The 17,629-nt window shown below is 66.8% G+C and carries 18 protein-coding genes and 1 rRNA gene; 10 read left to right on the forward strand and 9 right to left on the reverse strand.

The genetic code is table 11. The features are described from left to right. Nucleotides 1-78 precede the first annotated feature (78 nt). From JWP90_RS12910 to JWP90_RS12925, 4 genes are read left to right on the forward strand one after another with little or no spacing between them, the layout of a single operon-like run. Nucleotides 79-642 carry a tetratricopeptide repeat protein gene (locus tag JWP90_RS12910; RefSeq protein WP_297364968.1) on the forward strand — a complete coding sequence of 188 codons (564 nt, stop codon included), beginning with the start codon at nt 79-81 and terminating at the stop codon, nt 640-642. 43 nt (nt 643-685) lie between these two features. Then, nucleotides 686-1,180, forward strand: coding sequence for a SprT-like domain-containing protein (locus JWP90_RS12915; RefSeq protein WP_297364970.1), 495 nt, complete (start codon nt 686-688; stop codon nt 1,178-1,180). Continuing rightward, nucleotides 1,177-1,752 (forward strand): DUF1697 domain-containing protein, encoded by a 576-nt coding sequence (locus JWP90_RS12920; protein WP_297364973.1) that lies wholly within the window; start codon nt 1,177-1,179, stop codon nt 1,750-1,752. The genes JWP90_RS12915 and JWP90_RS12920 overlap by 4 nt, the downstream gene beginning before the upstream one ends. Before the next feature lie 59 nt (nt 1,753-1,811). Beyond that, a complete protein-coding gene (locus tag JWP90_RS12925; protein ID WP_297364975.1) occupies nt 1,812-2,441 on the forward strand; it encodes a CGNR zinc finger domain-containing protein in 630 nt (209 codons plus the stop codon). Here JWP90_RS12925 and JWP90_RS12930 read toward each other — a convergent pair. The 3 genes from JWP90_RS12930 to JWP90_RS12940 are packed head-to-tail and all read right to left on the reverse strand — an operon-like array spanning nt 2,431 to nt 3,845. Continuing rightward, nucleotides 2,431-2,733 (reverse strand): DUF427 domain-containing protein, encoded by a 303-nt coding sequence (locus JWP90_RS12930; RefSeq protein WP_297364979.1) that lies wholly within the window; start codon nt 2,731-2,733, stop codon nt 2,431-2,433. The two genes, JWP90_RS12925 and JWP90_RS12930, sit on opposite strands and share 11 nt — an antisense overlap. Nucleotides 2,734-2,787: 54 nt before the next feature. Beyond that, nucleotides 2,788-3,339, reverse strand: a complete 552-nt coding sequence (locus JWP90_RS12935; RefSeq protein ID WP_297364982.1) for a 2-phosphosulfolactate phosphatase — start codon at nt 3,337-3,339, stop codon at nt 2,788-2,790. A gap of 41 nt (nt 3,340-3,380) precedes the next feature. Continuing rightward, the gene (locus JWP90_RS12940) at nt 3,381-3,845 is read right to left on the reverse strand and encodes an EVE domain-containing protein (protein ID WP_297364985.1); all 465 of its coding nucleotides are present in this window, start codon (nt 3,843-3,845) and stop codon (nt 3,381-3,383) included. Between the two features lie 140 nt (nt 3,846-3,985). Between JWP90_RS12940 and JWP90_RS12945 the strand changes: the two genes are divergently transcribed. From JWP90_RS12945 to JWP90_RS12955, 3 genes are all read left to right on the forward strand, one after another. Continuing rightward, entirely contained in the window at nt 3,986-4,531 is a 546-nt protein-coding gene (locus tag JWP90_RS12945) for a hypothetical protein (RefSeq protein WP_297364988.1), read from the forward strand. A 376-nt stretch (nt 4,532-4,907) separates the two neighbouring features. After that, nucleotides 4,908-6,404: a DEAD/DEAH box helicase gene (locus JWP90_RS12950; RefSeq protein ID WP_297364990.1), complete on the forward strand. Its 1,497-nt coding sequence runs from the start codon at nt 4,908-4,910 to the stop codon at nt 6,402-6,404. Between the two features lie 161 nt (nt 6,405-6,565). Further along, complete coding sequence (locus JWP90_RS12955; RefSeq protein ID WP_297364993.1) at nt 6,566-7,084, forward strand: GNAT family N-acetyltransferase; 519 nt, start codon at nt 6,566-6,568, stop codon at nt 7,082-7,084. Between the two features lie 139 nt (nt 7,085-7,223). On the opposite strand, the gene JWP90_RS12960 is transcribed toward JWP90_RS12955, so the two are convergent. Next, nucleotides 7,224-7,793 carry an NUDIX hydrolase family protein gene (locus tag JWP90_RS12960; RefSeq protein ID WP_297364996.1) on the reverse strand — a complete coding sequence of 190 codons (570 nt, stop codon included), beginning with the start codon at nt 7,791-7,793 and terminating at the stop codon, nt 7,224-7,226. 98 nt (nt 7,794-7,891) lie between these two features. Here JWP90_RS12960 and JWP90_RS12965 point away from each other — a divergent pair, with 98 nt between their 5' ends. The 3 genes from JWP90_RS12965 to JWP90_RS12975 are packed head-to-tail and all read left to right on the forward strand — an operon-like array spanning nt 7,892 to nt 13,979. Then, entirely contained in the window at nt 7,892-8,527 is a 636-nt protein-coding gene (locus JWP90_RS12965) for an alpha/beta hydrolase-fold protein (RefSeq protein ID WP_297364999.1), read from the forward strand. 60 nt (nt 8,528-8,587) lie between these two features. Beyond that, the gene (locus JWP90_RS12970; protein WP_297365002.1) at nt 8,588-13,210 is read left to right on the forward strand and encodes an ATP-dependent helicase; all 4,623 of its coding nucleotides are present in this window, start codon (nt 8,588-8,590) and stop codon (nt 13,208-13,210) included. Further along, a complete protein-coding gene (locus JWP90_RS12975) occupies nt 13,203-13,979 on the forward strand; it encodes a DNA-formamidopyrimidine glycosylase family protein (RefSeq protein ID WP_297365005.1) in 777 nt (258 codons plus the stop codon). Before JWP90_RS12970 ends, JWP90_RS12975 begins: the two co-directional genes overlap by 8 nt. A gap of 6 nt (nt 13,980-13,985) precedes the next feature. On the opposite strand, the gene JWP90_RS12980 is transcribed toward JWP90_RS12975, so the two are convergent. From JWP90_RS12980 to rrf, 5 genes are all read right to left on the reverse strand, one after another. Then, nucleotides 13,986-14,480 (reverse strand): FBP domain-containing protein, encoded by a 495-nt coding sequence (locus tag JWP90_RS12980; RefSeq protein ID WP_297365008.1) that lies wholly within the window; start codon nt 14,478-14,480, stop codon nt 13,986-13,988. A gap of 70 nt (nt 14,481-14,550) precedes the next feature. Continuing rightward, nucleotides 14,551-15,930, reverse strand: coding sequence for an NAD(P)(+) transhydrogenase (Re/Si-specific) subunit beta (locus JWP90_RS12985; protein ID WP_297365011.1), 1,380 nt, complete (start codon nt 15,928-15,930; stop codon nt 14,551-14,553). Beyond that, nucleotides 15,927-16,235 (reverse strand): NAD(P) transhydrogenase subunit alpha, encoded by a 309-nt coding sequence (locus tag JWP90_RS12990; RefSeq protein ID WP_297365014.1) that lies wholly within the window; start codon nt 16,233-16,235, stop codon nt 15,927-15,929. The genes JWP90_RS12985 and JWP90_RS12990 overlap by 4 nt, the downstream gene beginning before the upstream one ends. After that, nucleotides 16,235-17,386 carry an NAD(P) transhydrogenase subunit alpha gene (locus JWP90_RS12995; RefSeq protein ID WP_297365017.1) on the reverse strand — a complete coding sequence of 384 codons (1,152 nt, stop codon included), beginning with the start codon at nt 17,384-17,386 and terminating at the stop codon, nt 16,235-16,237. The genes JWP90_RS12990 and JWP90_RS12995 overlap by 1 nt, the downstream gene beginning before the upstream one ends. A gap of 124 nt (nt 17,387-17,510) precedes the next feature. Continuing rightward, nucleotides 17,511-17,627 (reverse strand): 5S ribosomal RNA (gene rrf / locus JWP90_RS13000). Nucleotides 17,628-17,629 lie beyond the last annotated feature (2 nt).

Consider the following 17,629-nt stretch of genomic DNA (forward strand, 5'->3'; position numbering starts at 1 on the left):
TCCAGCCGGGAATCGACGTGCGAATGGCGACAGGCGCACCGCCTGACCCGCGAACGGGGAACCGCGGGTTAAAGTCGAATGAGAGACCGGCGCGACCGTTCCGGACTCCCGACCTCGTTGGAGTACACCCTGAGCATCATCCTGGGCTATGACGCAGAAACCCTGCGCGAAAAAGTCGACCTCAAGGCTGTTGGGGAGCGACTCGCCGAGCTTGGCGACATGCGCAGCATGAGCGCGCTCTGCGAGAAGGCGTGGCTGCTCAAAGTCGCCGGCCAGCTCGACGAGGCACTCGACGTGGCCAACCAGTGTGTACGGCTCGCTCGCTTCACCGGTGACCGCAAGGGACTGATGCAGCCTCGGATGCTCCGTGCCCAGGTTCTGCAGTTCCGCGGCGCGTACGACGAGGCACTGCACGAGTTGTCGTCGCTCATCAACGAGGCCCACACCCACGACTGGCGGATGCTTGAGGCACTCTCGCTGCAGCACCGCGGCAAAGTGTACTTCGACCAGGGCGAGTACAAGACTGCGCTCGTCGATTTCAGGGCCGCCGTCCGGTTGCGCACGGACCTCGGCGCCAGCGACGAAGAGATGGAGCCCGCTCTCGTCGCCGTCGCCGTCACGGAGTCGTTCCTCGGCCGCTGAGCGCGGTCGAGCGAATGTCGGTGGCTCGCGCTAGCGTATTCCCATGTCCGATCTGGTCAGGGTCCGGTTGTGGGCCGACTCGCTGATAAAGCTCCACCTTGATCCGTCCGTGTGGTCGTTCGGATTCGACAATGCCAAGCGCCGAGCCGGCCTGTGCAATTTCACGACGAAGCGGATCACCGTGTCCCGCTACCTGGCGACCCGCTTCGACGACGACGAGATCCACCAGATCCTGCTCCACGAGGTCGCGCACGCCATCGCCGGCCCGCGCGCAGGCCACGGTCAGGCGTGGAAGCGGGTCGCCGCCGATCTCGGCTATGTGGGCTCCAGGGAGCACCACGGCGAGACAGCCGACGAATTGGCCCCGTGGGTGGGGTCGTGCCCGAACGGCCACACCCTGTACCGCTACCGGCAGCCCCAACACCACACCTCATGCGGTGTCTGCTCACGCCGGTTCGACCCGAGGTACGCGATCAGCTGGGAGCATCGCGTCATCACCCCGGCGATGCGACAGCGCGCGGCGGCGCAGGCGTCATGACCGGGCGATCCGCTCAGGTGACCCATGGCGCAGCCGGCGCTCGAGCCGACGGCGCCGGCAACCTCCGGGTCGCCCTTCTCCGCGGAGTCAACGTCGGCGGAGTGACGGTGAAGTCCGTACCGCTGGCCGACGTGTTCCACGAGCTGGGGTTCACCGATGTGCGCACGGTGCTCGCGAGCGGCAATGTGCTGTTCGCCGGGGATGCCGGTGCGGCGGAGCTCGCGGAGGCGATCGCGAAGGCGTTGTCAGCGCAGTTCGGTTACCCGGCCCGAGTGATCGTCATCGACCAGGCGAAGGTGAGAGACGTTCTCGAGGCGTATCCGTTCGACGAAGTCGACGACCGCCAACCCTATGTGGTGTTCGTGTCGCAACCGGGCGACATCCAGGCTCTTCTCGACCTCGCCGGTGAGCTCGACGACGATGTCGAGCGGGTGCAGCCGGGCGACGGTGTTCTGTACTGGGAGGTCCGCAAGGGAATGTCGACGAACAGCACGTTCTCGAAGCGGACGGCACACACCCCGGGCATCCTCACCACCACGAGGAACCTTCGAACTCTTCGCAAACTCCTCTGACACACCCGGAATCCCGGGGCCCGGATCACTGTGGGGCGGTAACCGGCTACCTTGGTTACATGAGCCACGCGAGCAGTGCTGAGTCCGCCACCGGTCAGTGGTTCACCTCGCTCGAGGGAACGCGCTGGTGGTTCGACTCCGGTTCTCTCGCCCTCGACTTTGCGTATACCGGTCCGCTCGGCGTCGACGCCGCCACGGATTCGCCGCAGGAGATGCTGCGCTCCCCGCGCGATCTGACGTCGTGGCTGGCGAACCGGCTCCCGAGCACGGCGGCCGGGGATCGGGACCTCGCCGACGCCATCACCCTGCGCGGCGCGATCGGCCGGCTCGCTCTCGCGGCGAGCGCCGGTGCCGGTGCCGCTGCGCACGACATCGACCTGCTGAACCTTTATGCGGCGACCCCTGATATTCCGCCCCGCCTTGCGGGTGGAGGCCTGCAGGCGGGCCGCACCGATCCGCGTGCCGGACAGGCGCTGTCGACGATCGCCAGGGATGCTGTCGCCCTCTTCTCAGGGACGACGTCCGGCAACATCCGGGAATGTGACGCCGACGACTGCGACATCATCTACCTCGACACGTCGCGGGCGGGAAACCGCCGCTGGTGTTCCATGCAACGCTGCGGCAACCGACACAAGGTCAGGGCCCACCGGGCGCGGGCGGCTCGCCCCGAGCAGGACGCTACTCGCTGATCGTCACCGACCGGTCGAATGCGACATAACCGGAGTAGTCCTGACCGACCCGATCGAACGAACTCCGATACGGCTGGGGGTAGCTCCAGGCGAGATCCTTCCGCGGCTGACCACCGGTTTCGACCGTGTAATACTGCGCCTCGCCCTTCCACCCACAGGTGTACGGGGTCGGGCTCTCGGTGAAGAGTTCGGACACCAGGCTGGACGGTGGAAAGTACCAGTTGCCCTCGATCTTGAGAAGGTCGCTGGTCGGCGCTTCGGCGAGGACGGTGCCGTTATGGGTTGCTTTCATGCGTGCATGATATCCGGACCACCTGCCAGAACGCGCGTACCGCCGGTGTCGTTCTCAGTCGCGGAGAATCGCGACCTCGGCGGTCGAATCGACCAGCGCGGCAGCGACCACACGCTCCCGCTCGCCGTCGGCGATGAGGGTCTGCCCGTCCACGGATGCGGTGAACAGGTGCCCAACGGCCTTCCGCAGGTTGTCGAAGGCAGCGCACGTCACAGCCGCCTCCGGCGACGTGAAGTCGATGCCGAGGGTGACGAGAGCATCGATCACCGCGCCCGCTGCGAGCAGGTCCGGGGCGGAGAACGTACCCTCTGCACCGGCGGAGACGACGGCGATCGACATCCGGCGCCCGAGGCGCACCTGGTGATCCAGCGCCCACGCGGCGACGGCGCTGCGGTTGGTGAGGTTCGCCGCGACAACGGCTCCCGCCGGAGAATCGAGGGCGATGCCCGCGTCGGCGAGCGCGAGCGCATCGACCCAGATCAGCAGGTCGACGTCCCCGACGCGGTCCAGCCCGGCGCGGCCGGTGTCGAAGCGGACCTGGTACTTCGCCTGGGCGGCCACCCGCAGGGCCGCGGGTTGCGCAGGAGTGTCGGTGCGTTCGGGCATGGCTCCAGCGTAACCACCGCTATGCGCGCGGCCCGGCTGTGTTACAGCCAGTGACGTTCTTCGGGATAGCGCCGGTCGTCAGGCGACGGGCGACGCATGGCATCCCGGATGATCTCGAAGTCGTGACGGGACAGTTCGATGAGTCCCGCTCGCAACTGATAGCCCCAGTCCGGCGCGTTCCGGGTGAACTCGAGAGCTCCGAGCAGCGGGCGGATCGGTGCCGGTTCGGCTGTCTCATCCCAATCGACCCGGCGCCGCCAGGGCCTCCAGTCCAACGACAGCGCCTGGTAGATCTCGGTCCCGGCGATCCGCCCGATCGCGGTGAACTGTTTGAGCGGGTCACCGTCCGGGTATGCCGTCTTAGGTGAGTAGTAGACGAGCCCGTCGGCGTCGCCCATCCGCTCGAGGTTCGGGCGGGTGCCGTGGCTGATCTGCGCGACACCGAGGTCGACGGCGGTGCGCACGTGGTCGCGCGACGCCACCGCCAGCCAGTATCGAATCGCCATACTCCCTGTCTAGCGCACCCGCCGCACCGAACTTCGGAGATTTCGCCTCTACCGGTAACGATGTGCCTGTTTGCTGTGACTTGGCGAGAAATCTCCGCAGTTCCGGACGTGGCACCAGCCAGACAGGTGAGACTGGGCTCATGCGCGTCCAACTCAAGATGATCCTCGACTGCGATCCGTTCGACGCGTGGCGCGCTCTGCGCTCCCCCGCCGTTCTCCGCGAACTCTACTCACCGCTGCTCGAGTTGGACCCCGGCGGGCCTGTCCCGACTCTGTGGGAGCCGGGCAGCATGGACGTCGCCGTCCGCGGCGCTGGAGTGATCCCGGTCGGGCGCCAGCGCATCGATCTCGACTTCGACCTGAAGCGGATGCCAGGGGTCCGGATCCTCATCGACTCCGGTCGCCCCCTGACCGGCCCGCTGAGCCTGCTCGAAGGGTGGCGACACCAGATGGCCGTCGCTCCGGCACCTGGCGACCCGACGAAGACCCTCTACCGCGACCGTCTGGACTTCGGCGGGCCAGCCGCCGTTGCGCTGTGGATGCCGATGTGGACGATGTGGCAGTGGCGCGGCATCCGCTTGAAGGAGATGGCGCCGAACTGGGGATTCGAGCCGGTGCAACCGGAACAGGACGCAGTGGACACCGCTGCGGACTCGGACCCAGCACCTCACATTCAGGAGAATTGAGGCGACACGCCGTGTGGCGGCGCCCCCAGTCGGCGTGTCCGGCTGAATCTCCTGAATTCGAAGCCGGTTCCTGAATCTGAGGTCTGCGACGGATGCGACTGCGAGCCCGAAAAACAGAGTGCGAACTCGGTTTGGGGCGACTGTCAGGCGGCACACGGCCCGATCAGCTAGAGTGGGAGTACTTGCGGGCCCGTCATTGTGCCCCTTGCGTCGTAGAACGCTTCCTCTCTCCCCGCCGGATTCGAAAGAAATCCCGGGTCGATGACTCTTCATACGGCGAACGATTGTGGCTCTCGCCACCTTCGCCACTGCTCCCGCTCCAGCGATTTCGCCTGTCGAGATCCGTACGGGAAGCTGATGCCCGAAAGGCACGACTTTGTCAGAAACTCCCCAAGAAATCACGTTCGCCGAACTCAACGTTCCGGCGCCTCTCGTCGCGGCACTCGCCGCGGATGGCAAGACCCTCGCGTTCCCGATCCAGGTCGACACCCTGCCTGACACCCTCGGCGGGCGCGACGTCCTCGGCCGCGGAAAGACCGGCTCCGGCAAGACACTCGCGTTCAGCATCCCGATGGCTGCCCGCCTCGGCGGCAAGCTCGCCGGCGGCAAGCGCCGCCCCGGTCGCCCGCTCGGCTTGATCCTCGCCCCAACACGTGAGCTCGCCACCCAGATCTCCGCTGTCCTTACGCCGCTCGCGGCGGCATACGGCCTCAACACGACGACCATCTTCGGTGGCGTCAACCAGACCCGCCAGGTCACTGCCCTCAAGGCCGGCGTCGACATCGTCGTCGCCTGCCCAGGCCGCCTCGAGGACCTCATGAAGCAGGGCTTCGTCAACCTCGACGCCGTCGAGATCACCGTGCTCGACGAGGCCGACCACATGGCAGACCTCGGCTTCCTGCCCGTTGTCACGCGCATCCTCGACAAGACGCCGTCCAACGGACAGCGCCTGCTCTTCTCGGCGACGCTCGACAACGGTGTGGACAAGCTGGTCCGCAAATTCCTGCACAACGAGGTCCTGCACTCCGTCGACGAGGCCACCAGCCACGTCTCGGCGATGACGCACCACGTCTTCGAGGTCAACGGACCGGACTCCAAGAAGGACCTCATCGAGGCCCTCGCGTCCGGCACCGGTCGCCGCATCCTCTTCATGCGCACCAAGCACCACGCGAAGAAGCTCGCCAAGCAGCTCACCGACTCCGGTATTCCCGCCGTCGACCTGCACGGCAACCTCTCGCAGCCGCAGCGTGACCGCAACCTCGCCGCGTTCAGCGACGGAAGCGCCCGCGTTCTCGTTGCAACGGATGTCGCGGCGCGCGGCGTGCACGTGGACGACGTCGAACTCGTCATTCACGTTGACCCGCCCATGGAGCACAAGGCGTACCTGCACCGCTCGGGCCGCACCGCCCGCGCCGGCAGCGCCGGTGATGTCGTCACCATCTGCCTGCCGACCCAGAAGAAGGATTTGGCCCAGCTGCTGAAAAAGGCTGCCATCACGGTCATTCCGGTGCCCGTCACCGCCAAGTCCGCCGAAGTGACCGCGCTCGTCGGCGAGGTCGCTGCATACGTCAAACCGGCTCCCCGTGTCGTCCAGGCACAGGGTGGCGGTCGCTCACAGGGCGCCAACGCCCAGCGCAAGCGTTCAGTCCGTGAAGGCGGCCAGGGCGGCGGACGCTCACGCTCGAATTCCGGCTCGGGTTCGTCGCGCGACTACTCCACCTCCACCGCCGGCAGCTCCGCCCGCCGCCACGAGGGTGCCGCAGCCTCGCGCCCGGCCCAGGCACGCCCAGAGCGTTCCGTTCGCCCCGCCACGGCCGGCGGAGCGGCAACCGGCGGACAGCGCACCCACCGCCGGGTTTCCAGCGGCCGCTAAGCCAGCAAGCACGTCAGCCACCGGTTCGGCCGGGCACCTCAGTTCGAGGTGCCTGACTGGCCGGTGGCTTTTCATTTGCGGGTGATTCGGCGAAGTGAGAATGTGTCAAGGGTTTTTCGCTCGATTTCACCGCCGCGTACACGCCGGGGTATGGTCACGTTATGGACACCGACGTTGCAGCTCCTTCCGTTTCAGAGATCATTGTCCGCCCCGTGCGCGACGTCGACGCAGAGTCGCTCGGGCGGATTCATGCCCGGTGCTGGCATGAGGCCTACGACGAGGTTGTCAGCAAAGCCACGCTCGAGAACCTGTCGCCCCGCCGGATGGCTGAACTGTGGACTCACTGGATGAACCAGGGTCCCGCGTACCGCCAGTTCGCTGCGGTGAAGGACGGCGAGATCATCGGGTTCTCCGGTTCTGGTCCCGCCCGTGACGCTGATGCACCGCGTGACCGCGAACTCTACTTCATCAACATGCTCGCGGAGTTCCGCAGCACGGGAACCGGGCAGAAGCTCTTCGATGCAGCGATCGACGACGGGGAACCGGCTTACCTCTGGGTGTTGTCGTCCAACTCCCATGCGCGCCATTTCTACGAGAAGAACGGCTTCGTCGCCGACGGCGCCGAGCACACCGAACCGTTCCTCGGTGAAGAGATCCACGAGGTCCGGTACGTCCGTTAGGTTCCGCCCAGCCACAAACGGCTGCATCGAGCACTGCGTTGCCCATAACGGCTGAAGATCCGCACGAAACGCGACCACTACCGGCAACGCAACGAAAACCCGGTGAACGGATGCCCCGGCATCCGCCCCGCAAGACGGCCTACGACAGTCGACCCACCGAGGCGAGCGCGAGGCGCAGGAGCGTGCCGCGGCCGCCTTCCATCTCTTCGCTGACGGCATCCGTCTGGGCTTCCTCCGGCGCCATCCAGGTGAGTTCGAGCGCGTCCTGGCGCGGCTCACAGGTGCCCGTCACCGGAACGACATAGGCCAGCGAGACCGCATGCTGCCGGTCGTCGGTGTAGGCGGAAATCCCGGGCATCGGGAAGTACTCCGCCACATGGAACGGCGTCGGTGACGCGGGAAGCAGCGGGAAGGCCATCGGCCCGAGGTCCTTCTCCAGGTGACGGAACAGAGCATCCCGAAGCGTTTCACCGTACAACACCCGACCGGAGACGATCGTCCGGGTCATCTGCCCGGTCGCGGTCGCTCGCAGGAGGATACCGACTTCGGTGACGACCCCGAGACCATCGACCCGGACAGGGATCGCCTCGACATAGAGCAGGGGAAGACGGCGACGCACCTCCTCGAGCTCGATGTCGCTGAGCCAGCCAGGAGTGGGGCTCGACGACGGGTCCTGCGGCTGGTCAGGGTCTGGGGTGCGAACGCTCATGCTCCATTCTTACCCGCTTACCCCGTGTCCGGGGCGGCAGACACCCGGTTCCCTCTCTGTAGGCTGGTTCCCTGTCGTGAACGAGGAGAAGCAGGCCCATGTACACAATCGACGAGGACGCCGTCCTGTGGTCAGCGGCCGGCGAGGACCGTGAGGGCCGTTCACTGCTCCTCGTCCTGCACGGGTATGGGTCCAATGAAACCGATTTGTTCCAGCTGGCGCCGTTCCTGCCCCTCGAACCGGTGATTGCGTCACTCCGCGCGCCGCTCGTCGCCCCGTTCCCGATGGACGGCTGGTCCTGGTATCCGGTCGAGCAGCCCGGTCGCCCCGACCATGCCGGGCTCGAGGACTCCACATCCGCGGTACTGTCCTGGCTCGACACGCTGCCGTACACTCCCGATTCGGTCGGGTTGCTCGGCTTCTCCCAGGGTGGCGCTGTAGCGATCGAGCTGCTTCGCGCCGCTCCCGAGCGCTTCTCGTTCGCGGTCAACCTCTCCGGTTACGTTTCCGACCTTCCCCAGCCCGGCGACCCTGCCCTCGCCACGCGCCGGCCCCCGGTGTTCTGGGGCCGGGGAACGCTCGACGACGTCATCCCGGCAAAGGCGGTCGCGCACACGACCCAGTGGCTGCCAGAGCACACGCGTCTGGTCGGCCGGATCTACGACGGCTTGCCGCATGCCATTTCGCAGCAGGAACTGGCTGACGTGCGCGGGTTCATCGAACGTCAACTTTGAATTGCGACGCAATCCCGGATCGGCAGGGATGATGTCAGTGGCGTCAGGCAGGATGGGAACGTGAGCAACGTGCTTGAGCGGTTCTCCCCTGCCACGCGGGAGTGGTTCAGCGGTGCGTTCGCCGCGCCCACCGACGCCCAGGTGGGGGCGTGGGATGCGATCTCCCGCGGATCGCACGCGCTCGTCGTCGCGCCAACCGGCTCGGGTAAGACCCTCTCCGCTTTTCTCTGGTCGATCGACCGGCTCATGGCTGAACCGCGGTCGGAAGATGCTGGCACGCGCGTGCTGTACATCTCTCCGCTCAAGGCTCTCGGTGTCGATGTCGAACGCAACCTCAGGGCGCCTCTCATCGGCATCACGCAGACGGCGATCCGGTTGGGCTCGACAGCCCCGAACGTCACCGTCGGTGTCCGCTCCGGTGACACCCCCGCAGCCGACCGGCGCACCCTCGCGAAGAATCCGCCGGACATCCTCATCACGACGCCGGAATCGCTGTTCCTCATGCTGACCTCGGCGGCGCGTGAGACGTTGCGGTCGGTAGAGACGGTGATCATCGATGAGGTCCATGCCGTCGCGGCGACGAAACGGGGTGCTCACCTGGCGTTGTCGCTCGAGCGGCTCGACGCCCTGCTCGGCAAACCGGCGCAGCGGATCGGGCTTTCAGCGACGGTGCGGCCGAGGGAGGAGGTCGCCCGGTTCCTCGGAGGCACCGCCCCGGTTGAGATCGTCGCGCCCCCCGCCTCCAAACGCTTCGACCTCCGTGTGATCGTGCCTGTGGACGACATGACCGACCTCGCCTCCGCGGCCCAGCAACGGGAGGGTTCGGCGGCTGGCGCCATCCTCCCCGACGGTGAGCGCGCCGGGTCGATCTGGCCGCACGTCGAGGAGGCGATCGTCGACCGGATCCTCGAACATCGGTCGACGATCGTGTTCAGCAATTCGCGGCGGTTGGCCGAGCGGCTGACCGCCCGATTCAACGAGATCTATGACGAACGCACCGCATCCGCTGAGCCCGTCGAGGGCCTGGTCGGCATCGTCGCCGAGCGGAGTTCACGGCCGCCGGCCGCCCTGCTTGGTGCGAGCGGGCAAACCGCCGTCCGCGATGAGGGGGCTCCTCAGTTGGCGCGCGCCCACCACGGGTCGGTGTCGAAAGAACAGCGGGCGTTCATCGAAGACGACCTCAAGTCCGGGCGCCTGCGCTGCGTCGTCGCAACGTCGAGCCTCGAGCTCGGCATCGACATGGGCGAAGTCGACCTCGTCGTGCAGGTGGAGTCACCACCGTCGGTCGCGAGCGGCCTGCAACGCGTGGGCCGGGCCGGCCACCAGGTGGGCGAAATCTCCCGTGGGGTGCTGTTCCCCAAGCACCGGGCGGATCTCGTCAACTCGGCTGTGGCATCCGAACGGATGGTTGCCGGCCAGATCGAATCCCTCGCGGTCCCCTCGAACCCTCTCGACATCCTCGCCCAGCAGACCGTCGCAGCGACGGCGCTCGAGCCGATCGACGTCGAGGTGTGGTTCGAGCAGGTCAAACGCAGCGCCCCGTTCACTCGGCTGCCGCGTTCAGCGTTCGAAGCCACCCTCGACCTCCTCGCCGGGCGATACCCCAGCGATGAATTCGCCGAGCTGCGGCCCCGCATCGTCTGGGACCGCGACGCCGGGACCCTCACCGGCAGGCCTGGGGCGCAGCGCCTCGCGGTCACGAGCGGCGGCACGATTCCGGACCGAGGGCTCTTCGCCGTGTACATGGTGTCCGGCACAGCGGATGGTGCGGGTTCCCGGGTCGGTGAGCTCGACGAGGAGATGGTCTACGAGTCCCGCGTCGGCGACGTGTTCGCGCTCGGTGCGACGAGCTGGAAGATCCAGGAGATCACCCACGACCGAGTGCTCGTCACTCCCGCCTACGGCCAGCCAGGTCGCCTGCCGTTCTGGAAGGGTGACGGGCTCGGTAGGCCGGCTGAGCTCGGTGAAGCGGTGGGTGCGTTCATGCGCGACATCGACGCGGCGAGCGCAACGGATGCCGCCGAGCGGCTGGCAGGGGCGGGTCTCGATTCGCGGGCGGCAACGAACCTGGTCGCCTACCTGACCGAGCAACGGACGGCCACCGGTCACATCCCGAGCGACAGGACGCTCGTCGTCGAACGTTCCCGCGACGAACTCGGTGACTGGCGAGTGATCCTGCATTCTCCGTACGGCATGCAGGTGCACGCGCCGTGGGCGCTTGCGGTTGGCGCTCGGGTGCAGGAACGGTTTGGTATCGACGGCGCCTCCATCGCAAGTGACGACGGCATCATTGTGCGCATTCCAGACACGGAGCTCGAACCTCCCGGTGCCGAGCTGTTCGTTTTCGACCCGGACGAACTCGAAGCCGTCGTCACCGAGCAGGTCGGCGGCTCGGCGCTGTTTGCGTCCCGCTTCCGGGAATGCGCCGCGCGGGCGCTGCTCCTGCCGAACTACTCCCCCGGAAAACGTGCCCCGTTGTGGCAGCAACGCCAGCGATCGGCGCAACTGCTCGACGTCGCCCGCAAATACCCCGCGTTCCCGATCATCCTCGAAACGGTACGGGAATGCCTCCAGGACGCCTACGACCTTCCTGCCCTGCTCGGCATCACCAAGAAGCTCGCGAGCCGCGGCATCCGGATCGTGGAGACCACAACTGATACGCCGTCGCCGTTCGCGAAGTCCCTGCTCTTCGGCTACGTCGGCGCATTCATGTACGAGGGCGACAGCCCGATTGCCGAACGCAAAGCGGCCGCTCTGACCATCGACTCCGCCCTGCTGGCCGAGCTGCTCGGCCAGGTGGAACTGCGCGAACTGCTCGACCCTGGCGTGATCGCTCAGACCCAAAGCGAACTGCAACGCCTGGCGGAATCCCGCAAGGCGCGCGGCGTCGAAGGTGTCGCCGACCTGCTGCGGATGCTCGGGCCGCTGACGCTTGACGAGGTCGCCGCGAGGCTCGAATCGGAGCATCCGCTCGAGGATTCAACGGTGCACCTTGCCGAGCTGGCCCGCGCGAAACGCGTCATCGGTGTCAGCTTCGCCGGCACGGCCTGGTGGGCTGCCATCGAAGACTCCGCCCGCCTGCGCGACGCTCTCGGCGTGCCGCTGCCGATCGGCGTCCCCGACGCATTCATCGAACCCGTGCAGGATCCCGTCGGCGATCTCATCGCCCGTTACGCCCGCACCCACGGCCCGTTCACAACCCAAGAGGTCGCCGACCGCTTCGGTCTGGGCAGCGCCGTGGCACAGCACACGCTCGTCCGGCTCGCCGACTCACGACGGGTGATGCGTGGTGAGTTCCTCGCCACCGGCCGTGAGGCGATCGGCGACAACACTGAATGGTGCGACTCCGAGGTGCTCAGGCGGCTCCGGGTGCGTTCCCTTGCCGCTCTTCGGCACGAGGTGGAGCCGGTGGAGCAGGAGGCGTTCGCGCGGTTCCTGCCCAGTTGGCAGAACGTCGGCGGTCGCCTGCGCGGCGTCGACGGCGTGGCATCCGTGATCGACCAGCTGGCCGGCGTCAACATTCCAGCGTCTGCGTGGGAATCGCTCATCCTGCCCCAGCGCGTGAACGACTACTCGCCGGCCATGCTCGACGAACTCACCGCGACAGGCGAAGTGCTCTGGTCGGGAGGAGGAGCGTTGCCAGGGAACGACGGCTGGGTTGCTCTGCACCTGGCTGAGACCGCGCACCTGACCCTGCCACTCGTGCCAGAGCACCAGCCGGATGAACTCCAGCGTGAGGTGCTGATGGCGCTCGGCGGGGGTGGCGCGTTCTTCTTCCCGCAGCTCGCGGAAGCCACGGGCGCCACCGACGACAAGTCGCTCGTCGCCGCCCTCTGGGAGCTGGTCTGGGCCGGGCTGATCACAAACGACACTCTCGCTCCGCTGCGAACCCTCACCGGGCACGGCGGGGCACACCGCACGCAGCGTGCCGCTCCCCGTTCTCGGATGTACCGGGGCCGTCCGCTCAGCCGGCCGAGCATGTCCACTCGCGTGGCGCCGGCGCTCGGCGGGCGCTGGTCGATTCTTCCCCTCGCCGAGCAGGACGCAACGGTTCGTACCGCGGCGAGCGCCGAAACGCTCCTCGAACGGTACGGCGTCGTGACCCGCGGCTCAGTGATGAGTGAGGCCGTGCCTGGCGGTTTCGCCCTCGTCTACCGGGTGCTCTCCACGTTCGAAGACACCGGCCGGGCACGCAGGGGGTACTTCATCGACGGGCTCGGCGCCGCACAATTCTCCACAGCCGGCACCGTCGACCGGTTGCGGTCCTTCGCCCGGAGCGATTCGAACGACGTTCCGGATGCCGCGGACGCGTCGGTCGTGACGCTCGCGGCCACCGACCCGGCGAACCCGTACGGCGCAGCTCTCGCCTGGCCGACCGTCGAGAGTCCAGGCACGAAACACCGGCCGGGACGCAAAGCCGGGAGTCTGGTCACCCTCGTCGACGGAGCGCTCACGCTCTACGTGGAGCGGGGCGGGAAGACGCTGCTCACCTTCACTGACGATGACTCCGTTCTCGCTGTCGCTGCGGCATCCGTCGCAGGGTTGGTCCGCCAGGGCCGCATCGACAAGCTCGCCATCGAGAAGGTCAACGGCGCATTCGTGCTCGGGACCCTCGCCGGTGCAGCACTGCGGGAGGCCGGTTTCACGGAGACACCGCGAGGCCTGAGGATCCGGCATGCCTGAGGGCGATACCGTCTACCGCGCCGCGCGGCACCTGAACGATGCCCTTGAGGGGGCGACGGTGACGACCTGGGACATTCGTGTCCCGGCGTTTGCGACGAGCGACCTCACCGGTGAACGGATCGACGAAGTCGTCAGCCGGGGCAAGCATCTGCTGCACCGGGTGGGCGATTACAGCCTGCACACCCATCTCAAGATGGAGGGAACCTGGCACCTGTACCGGCCGGGGTCAGCGTGGAAGCGCCCGGCATTCCAGGCTCGGGCCCTGGTCGGTTCAGCCGACTGGCTCAGCGTCGGGTTCGAGCTCGGGGTCGTGGAGCTGATAGCCCGCAGCGATGAGAGCACGGTCGTCGGCCATCTGGGGCCAGACCTGTTGGGTGAGGGCTGGGACGCGGCCGAAGCGATCGCCCGGCTCGAGTCGGTTCCTGAGCGCCCCACCGCCGTCGCGCTGCTCGACCAGCGGAACCTCGCGGGTCTCGGCAACGTCTACGCGAACGAACTGTGTTTTCTCCGCGGCATCCTTCCCACGCATCCGATCGGCGACACGGATGCCGTCGCTCTCGTCGCTTTGTCGCATCGCCTCATCCTCGCTAATCGTGATCGCGTCGAACGCACGACGACCGGCGACACTCGACCGGGCCGGCAGACCTGGGTATACGGGCGGGGAGGCAAGCCTTGCCGCCGCTGCGGAACGCGAATCCGCTCAGGTAGCCTCGGCCCAACCCAGACCCAGCAGCGGGACACGTTCTGGTGCCCGCGCTGCCAGAGGTGACCGAGCTCAGCGCACGCGCTCGATGTCCGACACGAAACGGTCGACCCGTTCAAGAAGCCGCGCGCGATTCGCGCGCATGACCGTCGTCGGATACGGCTGGATCGGCGCCGCGTGCGGCTGCAGGCGCACATGCGCTGAACAGGTCAGCTCAGAGCAGATGTAGGTGCCGACAGTGCTGCCGTTCCGGCCGGCCTCACCCGCGAGCGGGGCGACGAAGAGAGCGACGTCGTTCGCCGGCTGTGCTGTGTGGCAGAAGCTGCAGAGGTGCACCTGGATGCGGGCCACCCGGTCCGCCCTGCGCAGCACGATCCCCGTGGGCGTATCTCCACGCCGATAGACGAGGGAGTACCGGCCCGGAGCGTTCGGATCGCCCCACCCGAAGTAGTCGAGTTCATCCCATGGCGCAAACGCCAGGCCGGACGGCACGAACAAGCGAGTGGCCTCGCCGGTCGAGCAGTTCACAAATGACGCCCGGATCTGCGCTTCGCTCAGCTCTTCCATCAGGTTCCCCTCATCGTCACAGCGTCCCCAGCCTACGGTCGCATGCAGGAAGCTTCAATCCGCGGAGCGCCTACACCGCCGCCTTCACCGCGGTGAGCAGTTGCGTCAGCGTCGCTTTCGCGTCGCCGAGGGCGATGGACACCTTCGGGTCGTAGAAGAGCTCGTTCTCGATTCCCGCGAATCCTGGGTTCAGGCTGCGTTTGAGGAACACGACCTGTTTCGCTTCAGAGACGTTGAGGATGGGCATGCCGTAGATCGGTGACCCGGGTGACGACTTCGCGGCGGGATTGACGACGTCGTTGGCCCCGATGACGAGGACGAGGTCGGTGGACTTGAACTGCCCGTTCACCACATCCATCTCCACAAGGGATTCGTACGGAACGTTCGCCTCCGCGAGGAGCACGTTCATGTGACCGGGCATCCGGCCGGCCACCGGGTGGATGCCGAACACCACATCCGCTCCCCTCGCGGTCAGGATTTCCGCGAGTTCCGCTGCCGCGTGATGCGCCTGCGCGACGGCGAGACCATAGCCGGGGACGATGACGATCCTGCTCGAATATTCCAGCAGGATCGCCACGTCCTCGGGAGTCACCGTACGAACCGGGCGGCTCTCCGCGCCGGCATCGGACCCGCTCCTCCTCGTGGCCCTGAACGCACCGAAGACGATACCGGTCACGCTGCGGCCCATCGCCGTCGCCATGGAGGTCGTCAGGATCGTACCGCTCGCGCCGACGAGCGTACCGGCGATGAGGAGCAGCACGTTTGAAAGTACGACGCCGGAGCCCGCGACCGCGAGCCCGGTGAACGCGTTGAGGAGCGAGATGACGATGGGCACGTCGGCGCCACCGATCGGCAGTACGAAGAACACACCGATGACCAGGCCGAAACCGAGCAGCACGGCCGCGAAGAGAAGGTCTCCGGTGGTCACCATTGCGACAGCCGTCGCAACCGCAGCGAGCGTGAGAGCACCGAGCAGCAGGCCGAGGCCCGGGAAGACCACCGCACGCGATGTGATGATTCCCTGCAGTTTGCCGAAGGTGATGAAGGATCCGGTGAGGGAGAGCCCCCCGATGAACACGGTGAACGCGATCACGACAGCCGCCCAGGCGTCGGGGCCGTGGGTGAATTCCACAACCGCCACGAGTGCCGCAGCCCCGCCGCCGACACCGTTGAAGGCGGCGACGAGTTGGGGCATCTGGGTCATCTGCACGCGTCGTGCTGCAGGGACCGCGACGGCCGCACCGACCAGGACGGCCAGCGCGATCCATATCCCATTGCCGATGTCGTGGCCGAGCACGTACACCCCGATCGCGACGGCGGCGCCGGTCGCCCCGAGCCGGTTCGCCCCCCGTGCCTTTCGCGGTGAGCTCAGGCCTTTGAGGGCGAGGATGAACAGAACGGCAGCGATCAGATAGCCGGCCAGCACGACCGATTCGTTCAGGATCTTCACTTCGCGCTCTCCTTGCGGGCCGGGCGACCGGGTTTTGCTGCGAACATCACGAGCATCCGGTCGGTGACGACGAACCCACCGACGATGTTGATCGTCGCCAGCAGGACGGCGAGCACCGAGAGCAGGAGCGGGAGCGGTTCGGTCGCCTGCTCTGCCACCATGATCGCACCGAGGAGAATGATCCCGTGGATCGCATTCGCCTCGGACATGAGCGGGGTGTGCAGGGTGCTGGAGACTTTCGAGACGACCTCGAACCCGAGGAATACCGCCAGGACGGTGATGGTGATCACGGCGAATGCGTCCATCAGCGAGCGACCTCTTTTGTCAACAGTTCGGTGATCCGTGGGTGCACGATCGCGCCTTGATGGGTGAGGCAAGATCCGCTCACCAGCTCATCGCCGAAATCGGGGAGAACGGTGCCGTCCACCGTCAACGCGGTGAGGAAGTTGGCGAAGTTCATCCCCAGCAGCTTCGACGCGTCGACGGCGAGCTCGGAATGGATGTCCTGCACACCGATGACGGTGACCTCGCCTGCAGCAACCGGAAAGGGTATTCGCTCGCCGGGCACGGACGCTTCGACGTTCCCCCCGGTCTCGGCGGCGAGGTCGACCACCACGGATCCCGCCTTCATCCCCGTCATCATCGCTGAGGTGATCAGTTGCGGCGCCGGGCGGCCGGGAACGGCCGCGGTCGTGATGATGATGTCTGCCGCTTCGACGAAGGGGGTGAGCAGTTCCCGCTGGCGCTGCGCCCGGGCCTCGCCGAGCTCTCTGGCATACCCGCCCACGGCATCCGCGGCTTCCAGGTCAAGGGAGATGAACGTGCCGCCGACCGAACGGACCTCATCGGCAGACGACGAGCGCACGTCATACGCGCTGACGACCCCGCCGAGACGTTTCGCGGTGGCGATCGCCTGCAGCCCGGCAACTCCTGCACCGAGAACGAGCACCCGCGCGGGAGCCAGCGTTCCGGCTGCCGTCATCGTCATGGGGAACATGCGATCGAAGGCGTCCGCGGCAAACAGGACGCACTTGTACCCGGCGAGAAGCGCCTGGGATGACAGCACATCCATCGACTGGGCCCGGGAGATCCGCGGGAGGAAGTCGAGCGCGAAGGTCGTGATTCCTGACGATGCGGCCTTCTGCAGCACGCTGACGTGGCGAAACGGGTCGACGACTCCCACCGTGATGACGCCGGCGGGCAGGCCATCCAGGTCGGATGCCGTGAGCGGGCGAACGTGGAACAGCACGTCAAGTTCAACATGGCCCCCGGCCGGAACGATCATCGCCCCGGCAGCGGCATAGGCCTCATCGCTCACACCGGCGTGCCGCCCGGCTCCAGAGGCGACGCTCACCTCGAGTCCGGCTTTCCTCAGCTTCGTGACGCTGTCGGGACTGGCCGCGACGCGTCTCTCACCTGGCACACGTTCGGCGCGGACGAAAACCCTGCTGGTCACAAAACTCCCTCGTTTGTGGGCGATGCTGTTTCCGAGGGTAGTCGCTTCGATGGCAGTCGTGAAGAAATGCCCGTTAACGCAGAAAAGCCACCCCGAAGGGTGGCTTTTCTGTTTATTAAGTTAAGTCCGGCGGTGTCCTACTCTCCCACAGGGTCCCCCCTGCAGTACCATCGGCGCAAAGAGTCTTAGCTTCCGGGTTCGGAATGTGACCGGGCGTTTCCCTCTTGCTATGGCCGCCGAAAC

The organism is Mycetocola sp. (assembly GCF_025464835.1).
Lineage (GTDB): Bacteria > Actinomycetota > Actinomycetes > Actinomycetales > Microbacteriaceae > Mycetocola_A.

Excerpts from the sequence above, each read along its gene's own strand:
- JWP90_RS12920 (WP_297364973.1), top strand. The coding sequence starts at position 1,177 with ATGACCGGGCGATCCGCTCAGGTGACCCATGGCGCAGCCGGCGCTCGA.
- JWP90_RS12990 (WP_297365014.1), bottom strand. The coding sequence starts at position 16,235 with ATGGACGCATTCGCCGTGATCACCATCACCGTCCTGGCGGTATTCCTC.
- JWP90_RS12935 (WP_297364982.1), bottom strand. The coding sequence starts at position 3,339 with ATGCCCGAACGCACCGACACTCCTGCGCAACCCGCGGCCCTGCGGGTG.
- JWP90_RS12910 (WP_297364968.1), top strand. The coding sequence starts at position 79 with ATGAGAGACCGGCGCGACCGTTCCGGACTCCCGACCTCGTTGGAGTAC.
- JWP90_RS12945 (WP_297364988.1), top strand. The coding sequence starts at position 3,986 with ATGCGCGTCCAACTCAAGATGATCCTCGACTGCGATCCGTTCGACGCG.
- JWP90_RS12930 (WP_297364979.1), bottom strand. The coding sequence starts at position 2,733 with ATGAAAGCAACCCATAACGGCACCGTCCTCGCCGAAGCGCCGACCAGC.
- JWP90_RS12980 (WP_297365008.1), bottom strand. The coding sequence starts at position 14,480 with ATGGAAGAGCTGAGCGAAGCGCAGATCCGGGCGTCATTTGTGAACTGC.
- JWP90_RS12955 (WP_297364993.1), top strand. The coding sequence starts at position 6,566 with ATGGACACCGACGTTGCAGCTCCTTCCGTTTCAGAGATCATTGTCCGC.
- JWP90_RS12965 (WP_297364999.1), top strand. The coding sequence starts at position 7,892 with ATGTACACAATCGACGAGGACGCCGTCCTGTGGTCAGCGGCCGGCGAG.
- JWP90_RS12975 (WP_297365005.1), top strand. The coding sequence starts at position 13,203 with ATGCCTGAGGGCGATACCGTCTACCGCGCCGCGCGGCACCTGAACGAT.
- JWP90_RS12940 (WP_297364985.1), bottom strand. The coding sequence starts at position 3,845 with ATGGCGATTCGATACTGGCTGGCGGTGGCGTCGCGCGACCACGTGCGC.
- JWP90_RS12925 (WP_297364975.1), top strand. The coding sequence starts at position 1,812 with ATGAGCCACGCGAGCAGTGCTGAGTCCGCCACCGGTCAGTGGTTCACC.
- JWP90_RS12960 (WP_297364996.1), bottom strand. The coding sequence starts at position 7,793 with ATGAGCGTTCGCACCCCAGACCCTGACCAGCCGCAGGACCCGTCGTCG.
- JWP90_RS12915 (WP_297364970.1), top strand. The coding sequence starts at position 686 with ATGTCCGATCTGGTCAGGGTCCGGTTGTGGGCCGACTCGCTGATAAAG.